Here is a 13,763-nt window from a genome sequence, read left to right as displayed (position 1 = left end):
TGAAATAAATAGCAAAGTTGTTAAGCAGCCACCGCATCAACGCGATTAATGCTGCGATAAAGATTTCCCAGCCGTTCGCTGTCGAACGCCGAGCGGCTTCCGTCGTAAAACACATGACCCTGGCGCAGTGCGACAATGCGCTCGCAGTAGCGCAGGGCGTAATCCACCTGATGCAGCGTCACCACCACGGTGATGCCGTCCAGGCGGTTAATGTCGTGCAGCGTTTCCATCACGATGCGTGCGGATTCCGGGTCGAGTGAGGCAATCGGCTCATCGGCGAGGATCACTTTCGCCTGCTGCATCAGCGCACGGGCAATCGCCACGCGCTGCTGCTGCCCACCGGACAGGGTGGAGACGCGTTGCCAGGCAAATTGCGCCATGCCGACGCGGGTCAGCGCCTGCAACGCACGCTGCTTTTGTTCGCGGGAAAACCAGTTAAAACAGGTGCGCCAGAACGGCGTGGTGCCGAGTGCGCCAATCAGCACGTTTTCCAGCACCGTCAGGCGATTGACCAGGTTGAACTGCTGGAAGATGTAGCCGGTATGCGCGCGGCTCTTGCGGATATCGCTCGCCAGACGCCCTGCCCGTTGTACGGTGCGGCCAAGCAATGCAACGTGGCAATCTGCTGATTTGTCGGAGGTAATCAGGCCGCTCAGATGGCGTAAGAGGGTAGATTTCCCTGAGCCAGACGGCCCCAGCAGAGCGACCATCTCCCCTTCATTGACTTCTAAATCAACGGCATTTAACGCCTGATGCTGGTTGAAGGTTTTGCTCAGTTTGTTGACGCGAATAATGGTTTGCATCACTCAGGCTCCTTAAAAAGTTGCCTCATGGTGCCGATGAAATGTGACGATTTTGTTAAAGATAAATTTCGATATCATGAAGAGTGAGTGATTTGCGGCAGGACAGCAGGCTAATCAAACGCTTGTTATATTGCGACACGCTTCGTTTTTGCCTTTGCTTACCGCCATCTACCCGTGCAGGCAGGGAATGAGGGGAGCTTAACTTTCGAACTGACTGGCAGGACGAAATACCGCCCGGACGACGAATCAATCATATTCAAAGTTTTAATGTATAATTGCGCCACTTTTGGCGGATAACCGCTATTTTTCAGCTTATTTTTGAGGATATGACAATGACCCTCCCTCATTGCCCGCAGTGCAATTCCGAGTACACCTACGAAGACAGCGGCATGTTTATCTGCCCGGAGTGTGCGCACGAGTGGAATAACGCCGAACCGGCCCAGCAGATCGATGTGCTGGTGGTGAAGGATGCCAACGGCAATCTGCTGGCCGATGGCGATAACGTTACCGTTATCAAAGACTTGAAGGTGAAAGGCAGCTCTTCAATGTTGAAGATTGGTACCAAAGTCAAAGGGATACGGCTGGTTGAAGGCGACCATAACATCGATTGCAAAATCGATGGGTTTGGCCCGATGAAGCTGAAATCTGAGTTTGTGAAAAAGAACTAGCCAGGCTTGCTGACAAAGAAGGAAAAGCGTGGCTTATCCTTCTTTGTCGCTTTGCCGCCATCCCCTGCATCACGTCAGGCGTGGTGACGGTAGTCGGTTGGCGTGCGGTCAAACTCACGGCGGAAAACACGTGAAAAAGTTTGCTGGGAAACGTAACCGTAATCCATAGCGATATCAAAAATCGGCCGCTGGGTGCTGCGCAACTCTTTTGCCGCCATCAGCAGACGGCGCTGGCGAATGTATTCGCCCAACGTCTGACGCTTCACGGTACGGAACATCCGCTGAAGATACCATTTTGAATAACCAGATTTTTTTGCCACCACGTCAATGTTCAGCGGCTGATCGATATGATCGTCAATCCATTGGGTCAAAGTGTGAATAATGTCCTGATGCGCCATAAACCATCCTCAAGCCTGGTTGTTGATTAGCAGGTTCTGTTGGCTGCGAGTATAATTCCTCAAGTTAACTTGAGGTAAAGAGCATTATGGAAAAGAAATTACCGCGCTTTAAACCGTTACTCACTCCGGGCGAAGTGGCGAAGCGCAGCGGCGTGGCCGTTTCGGCTTTGCACTTTTACGAAAGCAAGGGGCTGATCAAAAGCAGGCGAAACAGCGGAAACCAGCGCCGCTACACGCGTGATGTTCTGCGCAACGTCGCCATTATTAAAATTGCCCAGCGAATCGGGATCCCGCTGTCGACCATTGGCGAAGAGTTTGGCGTGCTGCCGGACGGGCATACAATCAATAAAAACGACTGGAAAAAGATGTCCTCGCAGTGGCGCGAGGAGCTTGACCGGCGCATTAATACGCTGACGGCGCTGCGTGATGAACTTGACGGCTGCATCGGCTGCGGGTGTTTATCCGGTGCCGACTGCCCGCTGCGCAATCCCGGCGACAAACTCGGTGAACAGGGGACGGGGGCGCGTCTTCTTGAGGACGACTAAAAACTAAAGCGCCCGACTTCGGCGCTTTAGTTTATTCCCGGTCTTTGTCTTTCGATCTATCCCGCTTTTCGCAAGGAGGGTTTCCCCCGACATCAGCGTCCCTCAATCACACATTCTCAGGAGGTTCCGGATTGCGCTGACAACTTAAGTGTAGTCCCGCCCGGGCCAGTTTCAAGGCGGAGCTGAACATTTTTTATCCAATGCAACGCCCCACTCTGTCCAGCGTTTCCTCCTATAGTTAACGCATCCTGCTCAACTGAAGGTTAACTCATGCTTATCGTCCATCACCTCAATCATTCCCGCTCGCAGCGTATTTTATGGCTGCTCGAAGAACTCCAGCTGCCGTATCAGATTGTGCGCTACCAGCGCGAATCCACCATGCTGGCACCCGAGTCATTAAAAGCCGTGCACCCGTTAGGGAAGTCACCGGTGGTGGAAGATAATGGCCATATTCTCGCGGAGTCGGGGGCCATCATTGAATATCTGCAAGAAACTTACGATAGCGAAAGCCGCCTTAAACCGATTAGCACGCAAGACAAGCTGCGCTATCGCTTTTGGCTGCATTACGCCGAAGGATCGCTGATGCCATTGCTAATGATGAAACTGGTATTTGGTCGCCTTGGGAAAGCGCCGGTGCCCTGGCTGCTGCGCCCGGTGGGCAATGCGTTGGGACAGGGCGTGCAAAAGGCGTATCTGAACAAACAGATTTCGACGCATGCGCGTTATCTCGAAGATTCACTGCAAAAAAATCCGTGGTTTGCCGGGCAGACCTTTAGCGCCGCAGATATTCAGATGAGTTTCCCGGTCATCGCCCTACTGTCGCGCGGTGGCTTCCACGATCTGCCAAATTTGCAGCGCTGGCACCAGCAAATCCAAATGCGACCAGCCTGGCAGCGCGCCATTGAGCAAGGCGGGCCTTTCGCGATCCCATGAGTTCCTCGATTTAAAAATCCTCTGAGTGGGGAAACCGTGACCCGCATCTTGCAGCATTGTTGCTAAATTGCGCATCGACGATAACGTTTGCGCATCGGTCGACGATAATTTGACCGGGCAAACCCTTTTTCGCAAAAAAGCGGCAAAGTTCGGTTGAAAACCGGGGTAAGAAGGCCGGATAATCGTTTGCCTTAATTTTGACGCCCGGTTGGTGTGCGCGGAGTTAAACGTTTGCTTTTTTTGTGGCGCTCTTTTTGCCATAAACGCAGCACAGGGATAAATTCGATTTAAAACGTTTAGCTGGCAGTGGATTGTCCACCACGCATACCAACGTAATCATAAAAATCTCAGGGGATTTTTCACTATGTCTAATCATTCTCCGCGTGCAACCAGCGGCATCGACGCCTGGTTCAAAATATCTGCACGTGGCAGTACCGTTCGCCAGGAAGTGGTCGCCGGTTTAACCACCTTCCTCGCAATGGTCTACTCCGTGATCGTCGTACCGGGTATGCTCGGTAAAGCAGGCTTCCCACCTGCCGCGGTCTTTGTGGCGACCTGCCTGGTTGCCGGTGTGGGTTCTCTGGTGATGGGCCTGTGGGCGAACCTGCCGCTGGCCATTGGTTGTGCTATTTCGCTGACGGCATTTACCGCCTTCAGCCTGGTGCTTGGCCAGCACATCAGCGTACCTGTCGCGTTGGGTGCCGTGTTCCTGATGGGCGTGCTGTTCACCATTATCTCCGCAACCGGCATTCGTAGCTGGATTTTGCGTAACTTGCCGATGGGCGTTGCGCACGGCACCGGTATCGGTATCGGCTTGTTCCTGCTGCTGATTGCGGCAAACGGTGTCGGCCTGGTGATCAAAAACCCACTCGATGGCCTGCCGGTTGCGCTCGGCCACTTTGCCAGCTTCCCGGTTATCATGTCGCTGATTGGCCTTGCGGTGATCATCGGTCTGGAAAAACTGAAAGTCCCCGGCGGCATTCTGCTGACCATCATCGGAATTTCAGTCTTCGGCCTGATCTTTGACCCTGCGGTGCATTTCTCCGGCATCTTCGCGATGCCTTCGCTCAAGGATGAAGCGGGTCATTCGCTGATTGGTAGCCTGGACATCATGGGCGCGCTGAACCCGGTAGTGTTGCCAAGCGTTCTGGCGCTGGTGATGACCGCGGTCTTTGATGCCACCGGCACCATCCGCGCCGTGGCGGGCCAGGCTAATCTGCTGGATAAAGACGGCCAAATTATTGACGGCGGCAAAGCGCTGACCACCGACTCCCTGAGCTCGGTGTTCTCAGGCCTGGTGGGTGCAGCACCGGCCGCGGTTTACATCGAATCGGCGGCAGGTACTGCGGCGGGTGGCAAAACCGGCCTGACGGCTATCACCGTTGGCGTATTGTTCCTGCTGATCCTGTTCCTTTCCCCGCTCTCTTATCTGGTTCCGGCCTACGCCACCGCTCCGGCGCTGATGTATGTGGGCCTGCTGATGCTGAGCAACGTGGCAAAAATCGACTTCGCTGATTTCGTGGATGCCATGGCGGGCCTGATTACCGCGGTATTCATCGTGCTGACCTGCAACATCGTGACCGGCATCATGATCGGTTTTGCCTCGCTGGTGATTGGCCGCATCGTCTCTGGCGAGTGGCGCAAGCTGAACCTCGGCACCGTGATTATCGCCATCGCGCTGGTTGCGTTTTATGCGGGCGGCTGGGCTATCTAATCTTTAAGCAGCAGGGTGGTTTAGCGTCAGCGGCCGCCCTCTCTTCTGGCGCCTGCCGTAAGCCTGCCCGTCCTCCTCTCCTTTACCGCACGACATCCACTCTTTTCCTGTTTCCTTCCGGTGTAAAAAGTTGTTTTACTATTGGGTATAACAACATCCTGCAAAAAGGGTTTCACCCCCATCGTTCTCAAGGAAAGCATGGAAATTTTCTTTACCATTCTCATCATGACCCTGGTGGTTTCGCTTTCTGGCGTGGCAACGCGCATGCTGCCTTTCCAGATCCCCCTGCCGTTAATGCAGATTGCCATTGGCGCGCTGCTTGCCTGGCCGCATTTTGGTTTGCATGTCGACTTCAACCCGGAACTGTTTCTGGTGCTGTTTATTCCACCGCTGCTGTTTGCCGATGGCTGGAAAACGCCGACCCATGAGTTTCTCAACCACGGGCGGGAGATTATTGGTCTGGCGCTGGTACTGGTGCTGGTTACCGTGGTGGGCATTGGCTTCCTGATTGACTTCCTGGTGCCGGGCATTCCGCTGATCCCGGCGTTTGCGCTGGCGGCGGTGCTCTCACCGACCGATGCGGTGGCGCTTTCCGGCATCGTTGGCGAAGGGCGCATTCCAAAGAAGATCATGGGCATCCTGCAGGGCGAAGCGTTGATGAACGACGCCTCCGGCCTGGTATCGTTAAAAATGGCGGTCGCGGTGGCGGTTGGCACCATGGTGTTTAGCGTCGGTGGTGCGACTGTCGAATTCTTTAAAGTGGCCATTGGCGGCCTGCTGGCGGGGATTGCGGTTAGCTGGCTGTACGGCAAATCATTACGCCTGATGAGCCGCTGGAGTGGCGATGAGCCCGCCACGCAAATCCTGCTGCTGCTGCTGCTGCCATTCGCCTCTTATCTGATTGCTGAACATATTGGCGTTTCGGGTATTCTGGCGGCGGTCGCGGCGGGGATGACTATCACCCGTTCCGGCGTGTTGCGCAGCGCGCCGCTGGCGATGCGCCTGCGTGCTAACAGCGTGTGGGCAATGCTTGAGTTTGTGTTTAACGGCATGGTGTTTTTGCTGTTAGGGCTGCAATTGCCCGGCATTCTGACCACTTCCATCGCGGCGGCCAACGCCGATCCTAACGTCGAACTGTGGATGCTGTTCCTTGATATCGGGCTTATCTATTTTGCCCTTATCGGCGTGCGATTCCTGTGGCTGTGGACCATGAAACGCATCAGCCTGCGCTTTATGAAAAAGCGCCCGCTGGAGTTTGGCAACTACTCAACGCGCGAGCTGTGCATTGCTTCCTTCGCGGGCGTGCGCGGGGCGATTACCCTTGCCGGCGTGCTCTCCATTCCCCTGCTATTAGGTGATGGAACGCCGTTCCCGGCCCGTTACGAGCTTATCTTTTTATCGGCGGGCGTGATTCTGTTCTCGCTGTTTGTGGGCGTGATTATGCTGCCAATTTTGCTGCGTAACGTGGAAGTGCCCGACAAAGCAATGGCGCGTCGGGAGGAGCGTATCGCCCGTGCCGCAACCGCTGAAGTGGCGATTGTCGCAATTGAGAAAATGGAGGAACGCCTGCATTCTGACGTTAACGAAAACATCGACGACCAGCTGCTAAAAGAGGTGAGTTCGCGGGTGATCGGCAATTTACGCCGCCGTGCCGATGGGCGCAACGATGTGGAAAGTAGCGAGCAGGAAGAGAACCTTGAGCGCCGTTTCCGCCTCGCCGCGTTACGTTCTGAACGTGCCGAGCTTTATCACTTGCGCGCCACGCAGAAAATCAGCAACGAAACGCTGATGAAACTGCTGCACGATCTCGATTTGCTCGAAGCGCTGTTGGTGGAACAGCAGTAGCATAACTCCCCCTCACTCTGGCAATCTGCCAGAGTGAGATTTCGCAGCTCTTCAGCCCAACTCAGGGATAGCGCTGGCGACAGAAGCTACTTCAGGAAAAAGTGAAAAGCCCCCGCCTGGCTTACCCCACTCCCCACAGCTACACTTCTTCTACACTCTCCCGGAGGAATCAGCTATGTCTGTAAGCCCCTACATCTTTTTTGACGGCACCTGCGAAGAAGCCATCGCTTTTTATAAACAGGCTATTGGTGCCGAACTGCTGTTTAAAATGACGTTTGGCGAAATGCCAAAAGAGGAAGCCAACAGCGCACCTGAAGGTTGCGGCAGTGGATTTAACTGGTCTGACGATAAGATCATGCACGCCAATGTGCGCATTGGCGATAGCGAAGTGATGATGAGCGACGGCAATATGTGCGCCGATAAAGTGAAACACACGGGCTATTCGCTCAGTCTTTCCAGCAAAGATGTGGCCGAAGGCAAACGCTGGTTTGATAACCTGGCGGCCGGTGGCGATGTCACCATGCCCTGGGGGGAAACCTTCTGGGCGCAGGGATTTGGCATGCTGACCGATAAATACGGCATTCCGTGGATGGTGAATGTCGAAAAACCGATGTAAACCGCTGCCGGGCGGCTACCGTCTGATTCACCCCGGCGGTAGCTAACGTCAACTGAGCTTTTCCTCAAAGCGTAACAGGCGTCCGGCATTGCCTAACACCAGCAGGGTGCTCATGTTATGCAATAGCGCGGCAATCACCGCACCCGATGCCCCGAGCCAGCCAAAAGCTGCGGCGGCAACCATCACCAGCGTCCAGCCGAGGCCAATCATCACGTTCACCTGGAGGGTGCGGCGGCAGAGGCGGCTTAAACGCACGCAGGTTCCCAGGCGGCGCAAGTCCCCGCCGATTAATACGATATCGGCCGATGCCATGGCGATATCCGAGCCGCCTGCGCCCATTGCCACCCCCACCACGCCCGCTTTGAGCGCTAACGAATCGTTGATACCATCGCCCACCACCATTGGCCGGAAGCCATTGTCGATCTGCACGCTGACCTGATGCAGCTTGTCGGCAGGCAGCGCCCCGGCGATAACATCATGGATGCCGACGTTTTTCGCGATACGTTGCGCCACCGCATCGCGGTCACCGGTCAGTAAAAGCTGCTGCTTAAGCCCGAGATCGCGTAGCTCAGCCATCACGCTTGCCGCTTCGCTACGCAGGCTATCGGCCAGCAAAATCCAGCCACGGAAGCGCCCCGCCAGCGCCAGCCCCACTATCGGGCCGTCATGCGGCGGCTCGTCCGGTAAATCAGCGACCTGCGCTTTGAGAAGCTCATAGCGCCCAAGGAACGCCTCACCCGCGCGGGTAGTGGCGGAAACGCCCAGCCCCTGGTGTTCATGCACGTTTTCAAGCTGCGGCCACGCGCTTTGCGGGGCGATAGTCGCCAGCGCGCAGCTGACGGGATGGTTACTGGTAGAACCGAGACTTGCCGCCAGAGCCGACAGCGCTTCAGGAGATTCCCCCGCTTCAGACTGAAGCTCATAAAGCTGCAGTTTGCCGTGGGTAAGCGTGCCGGTTTTATCAATAATCACCGCGTTAAGTTCGGCTAACTCTTCAAGGAAAGCCGCACCGCGGATCAAAATGCCATGACGTGCGGCAACGGTTAACCCGGCGATAGAGGTGGCAGGCGCGGAGAGCACCAGCGCACAAGGACAGGCGGCAACCAGCACCGCTAACATAGCCTGGCCATTTTGCGTTAAAAACCAGGTGCTGGCGGCAATCAGTAACACCAGCAGCAGATAACGCCCCGCATAGCGCTCAAGCAAACGGGTAATCGGGGGACTGGCCTGCTCGGCGCTTTGCATTAACGCCACCACGCGCCCAAGGGTCGAGGTTTCACCGGTATGGGTGACTTCAATACGCAGGCGCCCATCGAGATTAATCGCCCCGCCATAAACGTTCATACCCGCTTTGACTTCCAGCGGCACGGATTCGCCAGTAATGGGTGCAGTGTCGAGACTCGCCTGTCCTTCAAGCACGCGCCCGTCGGCAGGTAGCCGGTCGCCAGCCCGTACTTCAACGATATCGCCAGCGACCAGTTCGTGATTGTCGATATCATGCAGGTTACCCTCAGCGTCAAAACGCCGTGCCCGGCTGCGGGTGAGTTTACCCAGCGCTTCAATTGCCTCCTGCGAGCCAATCACGCTACGCTCTTCAAGAATATGACCGACGATCATGATCAGCGGCAGCAACGCGGCGGTCAGCAGATCGCCCGTCGCCCATGCCCCCAGCAGAGCCAGAGCAATCAGCCGATCGGCGATCCCGTGCAGGCTTGGGTAGCGCAGGCTGTATAACGCGTGGCGCAACACCGGAATAGCAACCATCAGCGAGGCGCTGCCCAGCAGAATATCGGCAACGGCGACCTGTTCCGGCGCCAGCCAGCGCCAGAGCAAGCCAAGAACTAAGGTGCCGCTTGCGACCAGCGCCAGTATCAGCCGGCGAGTAATCTGCCGCTGCTCCTGCGGGCTCAGCGCGCCGCCGGGGTTAACTGTATGCGTGCTCATGGTTTAGGGGATTCCTTTTGTCCGGCAGCTTGCAGGATCAAGTTCGCATCATCTTTTGGAGAAACGGTAATCACGGATCCCGCCTGCGCCAGAATTGCGGCAATGCGTTCCCGATAAATACGGGCCAGCAGGTCAGGGTCGTGATGGCTGTTTGCCAGACGAGCCACCATCGCGGTATCGGACTGCGCTTTTGCCACCCTTTCACGCGCCTGCGCCTGTGCGGTCTGGCGAATCTGGTCGGCAAGCTGGGTGGCTTTCTGGCGTATTAATGAGGCGTCGGTATTCGCCGTCGCAATGGCCTGCGAGGCTTTCTGGCTGGCGGTTAACACGGCGTTGAAGGCGGTGACGGTAGTGGATGGCAGCGTTGACTGCACGGTCACCCGCTCAAGCGCGATCCCCAAACCACTGCCCGATTGCGCGAGGCGTTGCAGATTCTGCGCCACGTTGTGCTGCACATCAGCACGCAGGCGCTCACGCTGCTGGGCGACATTTAAATCGCCGCTGACCATTTCAGGGCGCGCAACCAGAATGGTATCCAGATCGCGTGCGGCGCAAACCGCAACGGCGGCACGTTCCACCAGCCGGTCGAGTGACGGTATCACATGTTCACCCTGCAACACATACGCCATTGGCGCCACCACGCGGTAAAACACGCTGATATCCAGCTGCACCACGCCAGCATCACCCGTCAGCAGGTAGCCGGACCCCGCCAGCGCATCGCTGCTGTCATCGTCGCGCATATCCGCATGCAGCGCGTCGGCCGAGCGCAACAGCGCTGTCACATGATGTTCAATCACGCGGTCGGGTGCGGGCACCATCACCACATCATCAACCGGCGCAGGCCAGGCCAGCAATAGCCCCGCTTCGGTAACGCGCTGCTGGGCACCAAAATGGAGCACCACGGCGCGACTGTCAGCAGGGATCTGGCGGATATTTGAAAACAGCCAACCTGCCGCCGCCAGCAGCGTCAGCGCATACAGCGCGTAAAAAGCCAGGCGTATCGACTGCGTCCACGGGCCTGCGGACTGCGTTGTTTGCTGCTCACTCATGCGTTTTGTCCAGCGTCGGCCCTTCTACCAGCAAACGGAACGGCGCGGCATCGGTGCGTAACACCAGGCGAGTGCTGGCATTCACCACGCCGCTAAGCGCATCAAGCTGGCGCAACAGGCTGTAAAGCTGAGGCGAGCTGGCGTATGCCTTGCCATAAATTTCCGCCGCCTGCGCCTGGGATTGCGCTTCAATATCGGCGGCCTGTACCTGCGCCTGGGCTTCCACAATACGCGCATCGCGCTCTGCCGCCGAGCGAATCTCTGCGGCGGCACGTTTGCCTTCAGCGGTGCGTTCAGTGGCAATGGTTTCACGCTCGGCGCGCATCCGGTCTACCGTGGCGTTGAGTGTCACCGCCGGGAGCGTCAGACGTTCGGTTCCTACCTGCACCAGGCGAATACCGTAGCTTTCCAGCAGCGGCTGGCTGATTTGCGCCTGCAAATGGGCTTCAAACTGGTTGAGCTGCACCTGCTTGCTGTCGGTATTGACCAGTTGTGAGAGGGTAAACCCGCTGGCGGTCGTTTCCAGCGCCGAACCTAAATAAGCGCGAATTTGCCGCGCCGCTTCATCGGGCTGGTTTTGCACCGCACGCATAAAGCGCTGCACATGCTCCGACGTGTTATCCACCTGCCAGACCGCATAAGACTGTACAATTATCCGCAGCCCGTCACGCGTGCCCACATCCTGCAAGCCGCTCGAGGTAGTACGCAGGCGCAAATCGACGGCGGTCGACATTTCAAACGGTGCGGGTATTCGCCAGGCAAGGCCTGGGTTTAGCAGCACGCGCACCGGATTACCAAAACGGGTGATAATCAGTGATTCGCCGGATCGCACCTGCACCAGGCTTGCGGCAGCGGCGAGAATAACCAGCAGCAAACCGGCAGCGGCAAGGCGCTTCCAGACTTTTGTGGCCGGAGCGTCAGAATCAGGGTGATGGCAACCACTGCTGCAACCATGGGAGTGTGAATGGCTCAACGGGAGGGCTCCTGTGTCGGTTTGGACGGGGCATCGCTACCTGCGGCCTGGCTTAACGAAGGGAACTCGCGCAGGTCGATAGTCGGCTGCGCGGTGGCGCCAATGCGGTGGTCGATAATTAATAGCGGGCTTTTGCCTAACGTCTGGCGCAGCTGGCTAAACCATAATTCGTCGACAAATACCTGGCCGGATTGCGCCACCGCCTGTTTCTGCGCGGCAAAACGCCGCGCCGTTGACTGCGCTTTACTGGTCACATCGGTGGCGTTGATCTTAGCCTGATTCTGGCGCGTGCTGGCGCTGGTTTGCGCGCTGGCAGCCAGTTCGGCAGCGTGCCCACGTTCGCGCGATATCAGGGCCTGAGCGGAAATTTGCGCCGCCTGTACGCCGTGGAAGGCGTTCGCCGCGCCTGCCGGTGGGTGAATGGCTTCCACCACGGTAGCAAGCAGCTCCACGCCGCTGTGCAGCCCATCGAGCTTTTGCTGCACCGCCTGCTTAATCTGCCGGGCTAAGTCATGACGCTGCTCGCCCAGCAGCTGTTCGAGCGTCATGGAGGAAAACTGGTGCACCAGCACCTGATTGGCGGTGCTGCGGATCAGCTCAGGCAGATTAATGCTGTGATAAACCGCGGCCAGCGCAGCGTTATCGGTTAAGCCAATACGCCACATAAAACGCACATCGCTATTAATGATTTGCAGGCTCTGCTGATTACCGCTTTGACCGGCAATCATCTGCGCTTTATCAAAGCTGTGCATCGCATCCCACAGGCGGTCAGCGTTCGGCGGTGCCTCTCCTTCAGCGCTCGCCAGCGGTTCAGCGCCAACGCTGGCTTCCTCACCGGCAGCTAACTCATGTACCTGGCCATTTTCCGTCAGCATCATCTGGCCAAAAGGCCACGGCAGCCCGTAATGCAGGCCCGGCGGCAGCACGGCGACGGGGTTGCCAAAGCGTTCATAAATGCCGCGCTGGGTTGGGGAAACCTGCTGCATTCCGGTTAACAGCCAGCCGCACAGCAGCATCAACGACAGCACCGGCAAGCATGCCCGCCGCAGTACCGTAAAGGCCCACAGCTGGCGCAAATCAATGCCAAAATGACGGTGCAGATTATGCTGTAACAGCAGCAGCGGCCGGGGCGGCCAGACAAGCTGGGTCGCGAGCTGGCTTTTAGCAAGAAACGCCGGCTCGATCTCTTCCGCCTGCGGCGGCGTAAACAGGGAAAACAGCCCGCGCAGCAAAAACTCAATCGCCACCGGCACCACAAGTATGGCGGGCAGGTTGATTAATAATGAGATGTTCGCCGTTGGGAAAATCAGCGCGGGTAAAGAGAGGAACTGTACCGCGAGAACCAGCCGCAGGATCGGCGCTATCGCGCAGGCTTCTGGCCACGCCTCGTTCACCGTAACGGCCAGATGGCGCTCCGCCACCAGCGCAGCAAACATCGCCGCCGCAATCATAGCTATCGCTACCCAGCGCAGGCTTCCCTCATCCAGCGCGAGGAACTGATTTCCCCACCCCTTCAGGGCGACAAACAGCACCAGTGCCGCCATAGAGGCCAGCCAGACGCCGTCACTTTTTAGAAAATCATTGATACGGCTAAGGTTGACGGGCATCAGGGCCCCGAGACGCTGATAAACCGTGGCGGATGGTTCAACCTCCGTGAGCACGGCCTCGGGCTCTATCGATGGCGCAAACTTCCCGGCACGCCACTGGCAAATGCGCTGCGCATTATAGAAGGAGACGGCGAGCAACGTGAGTACGGCAGCGTTAGCGCTTAATAAAGGTATCCAGCGTGATGATGGCTCGAAAATGCCTGTCAGCAGCGCCGTCACAATCAGCAAAAATATCGCAGCGCTTAACCCGAAAACGACTCTTGCAGCCAATATGGCCTGCGCGGGCGCTAAAGCGTAACAAGCCTGAGAGGTTAACGGCGAGGGATCTGCCGGTTGAGAATATTGGGAGGGCTGCATGGCATCATTACTTTCAGGCGCCCGGATTCGGCGTCACCAGGATTAATTGTTATCGTATAACATATCACAGGCGTGATTTATCCGTAAACGCAGCGCGGGTAACCGTTTGTACAGTTTGTGATAAACAGCAGATGGGCGGATAGCCAGAACGGCCACCCGCTGGAGTAAAAGGGATTAACTTTCAGGCTGATGACAAATCCCATGAGTTTCGCCAAACGAACTGAGACCATCCAAAAAACAAGCAAAATCAATTTGTTGATTTTCGGTCGATCGCCACAATGTAGGAAAAACCACGCTTTTTCCTGCGTTGT

At 56.8% G+C, this 13,763-nt stretch carries 12 protein-coding genes; 6 read left to right on the top strand and 6 right to left on the bottom strand.

Translation table 11 applies throughout. The features are described 5' to 3' along the window. Positions 1 to 20: 20 nt before the first annotated feature. Positions 21 to 803: a phosphonate ABC transporter ATP-binding protein gene (phnC, locus tag EHN07_RS14590; RefSeq protein ID WP_124024823.1), complete on the bottom strand. Its 783-nt coding sequence runs from the start codon at positions 801 to 803 to the stop codon at positions 21 to 23. Positions 804 to 1,135: 332 nt separating this feature from the next. On the opposite strand from phnC, the gene EHN07_RS14585 reads away from it, so the two are divergent. Then, on the top strand, positions 1,136 to 1,471 hold the full coding sequence (locus EHN07_RS14585) for a zinc ribbon domain-containing protein YjdM (RefSeq protein WP_124024822.1): 336 nt from the start codon (positions 1,136 to 1,138) through the stop codon (positions 1,469 to 1,471). A gap of 74 nt (positions 1,472 to 1,545) precedes the next feature. Here EHN07_RS14585 and soxS read toward each other — a convergent pair whose 3' ends face one another. Then, positions 1,546 to 1,869, bottom strand: coding sequence for a superoxide response transcriptional regulator SoxS (gene soxS, locus EHN07_RS14580; RefSeq protein ID WP_124024821.1), 324 nt, complete (start codon positions 1,867 to 1,869; stop codon positions 1,546 to 1,548). A gap of 86 nt (positions 1,870 to 1,955) precedes the next feature. On the opposite strand from soxS, the gene soxR reads away from it, so the two are divergent. The 5 genes from soxR to yjdN all read left to right on the top strand — a co-directional run bounded on the left by soxR (position 1,956) and on the right by yjdN (position 7,522). Then, on the top strand, positions 1,956 to 2,414 hold the full coding sequence (gene soxR, locus EHN07_RS14575; RefSeq protein WP_124024820.1) for a redox-sensitive transcriptional activator SoxR: 459 nt from the start codon (positions 1,956 to 1,958) through the stop codon (positions 2,412 to 2,414). A gap of 270 nt (positions 2,415 to 2,684) precedes the next feature. After that, complete coding sequence (locus EHN07_RS14570) at positions 2,685 to 3,347, top strand: glutathione S-transferase family protein (protein WP_124024819.1); 663 nt, start codon at positions 2,685 to 2,687, stop codon at positions 3,345 to 3,347. A gap of 364 nt (positions 3,348 to 3,711) precedes the next feature. Beyond that, positions 3,712 to 5,061, top strand: coding sequence for an NCS2 family permease (locus EHN07_RS14565; protein WP_124024818.1), 1,350 nt, complete (start codon positions 3,712 to 3,714; stop codon positions 5,059 to 5,061). A gap of 198 nt (positions 5,062 to 5,259) precedes the next feature. Then, the gene (locus EHN07_RS14560) at positions 5,260 to 6,906 is read left to right on the top strand and encodes a Na+/H+ antiporter (protein WP_124024817.1); all 1,647 of its coding nucleotides are present in this window, start codon (positions 5,260 to 5,262) and stop codon (positions 6,904 to 6,906) included. A 175-nt stretch (positions 6,907 to 7,081) separates the two neighbouring features. Next, on the top strand, positions 7,082 to 7,522 hold the full coding sequence (yjdN, locus tag EHN07_RS14555; RefSeq protein ID WP_124024816.1) for a VOC family metalloprotein YjdN: 441 nt from the start codon (positions 7,082 to 7,084) through the stop codon (positions 7,520 to 7,522). A gap of 48 nt (positions 7,523 to 7,570) precedes the next feature. Here the strand turns inward: yjdN and EHN07_RS14550 are convergent, their stop codons facing one another. The 4 genes from EHN07_RS14550 to hflK are packed head-to-tail and all read right to left on the bottom strand — an operon-like array spanning position 7,571 to position 13,365. Continuing rightward, positions 7,571 to 9,466 (bottom strand): heavy metal translocating P-type ATPase, encoded by a 1,896-nt coding sequence (locus EHN07_RS14550; RefSeq protein ID WP_124024815.1) that lies wholly within the window; start codon positions 9,464 to 9,466, stop codon positions 7,571 to 7,573. After that, the gene (locus EHN07_RS14545) at positions 9,463 to 10,515 is read right to left on the bottom strand and encodes an SPFH domain-containing protein (protein WP_124024814.1); all 1,053 of its coding nucleotides are present in this window, start codon (positions 10,513 to 10,515) and stop codon (positions 9,463 to 9,465) included. Before EHN07_RS14545 ends, EHN07_RS14550 begins: the two co-directional genes overlap by 4 nt. Next, positions 10,508 to 11,488, bottom strand: a complete 981-nt coding sequence (gene hflC, locus EHN07_RS14540) for a protease modulator HflC (protein WP_124024813.1) — start codon at positions 11,486 to 11,488, stop codon at positions 10,508 to 10,510. The genes EHN07_RS14545 and hflC overlap by 8 nt, the downstream gene beginning before the upstream one ends. Next, positions 11,485 to 13,365: a protease modulator HflK gene (gene hflK, locus EHN07_RS14535; RefSeq protein ID WP_244202409.1), complete on the bottom strand. Its 1,881-nt coding sequence runs from the start codon at positions 13,363 to 13,365 to the stop codon at positions 11,485 to 11,487. The genes hflC and hflK overlap by 4 nt, the downstream gene beginning before the upstream one ends. Positions 13,366 to 13,763 lie beyond the last annotated feature (398 nt).

This window comes from Buttiauxella warmboldiae, from assembly GCF_003818135.1.
Taxonomy (GTDB): Bacteria; Pseudomonadota; Gammaproteobacteria; order Enterobacterales; family Enterobacteriaceae; genus Buttiauxella; species Buttiauxella warmboldiae.
The sequence above is the reverse complement of the archived record's forward strand: the minus strand, read 5'-3'. Positions and strand labels throughout refer to the sequence as shown.

Coding starts and splice junctions, on each gene's coding strand:
- phnC (WP_124024823.1), bottom strand. CDS start 803: ATGCAAACCATTATTCGCGTCAACAAACTGAGCAAAACCTTCAACCAG.
- EHN07_RS14585 (WP_124024822.1), top strand. CDS start 1,136: ATGACCCTCCCTCATTGCCCGCAGTGCAATTCCGAGTACACCTACGAA.
- soxS (WP_124024821.1), bottom strand. CDS start 1,869: ATGGCGCATCAGGACATTATTCACACTTTGACCCAATGGATTGACGAT.
- soxR (WP_124024820.1), top strand. CDS start 1,956: ATGGAAAAGAAATTACCGCGCTTTAAACCGTTACTCACTCCGGGCGAA.
- EHN07_RS14570 (WP_124024819.1), top strand. CDS start 2,685: ATGCTTATCGTCCATCACCTCAATCATTCCCGCTCGCAGCGTATTTTA.
- EHN07_RS14565 (WP_124024818.1), top strand. CDS start 3,712: ATGTCTAATCATTCTCCGCGTGCAACCAGCGGCATCGACGCCTGGTTC.
- EHN07_RS14560 (WP_124024817.1), top strand. CDS start 5,260: ATGGAAATTTTCTTTACCATTCTCATCATGACCCTGGTGGTTTCGCTT.
- yjdN (WP_124024816.1), top strand. CDS start 7,082: ATGTCTGTAAGCCCCTACATCTTTTTTGACGGCACCTGCGAAGAAGCC.
- EHN07_RS14550 (WP_124024815.1), bottom strand. CDS start 9,466: ATGAGCACGCATACAGTTAACCCCGGCGGCGCGCTGAGCCCGCAGGAG.
- EHN07_RS14545 (WP_124024814.1), bottom strand. CDS start 10,515: ATGAGTGAGCAGCAAACAACGCAGTCCGCAGGCCCGTGGACGCAGTCG.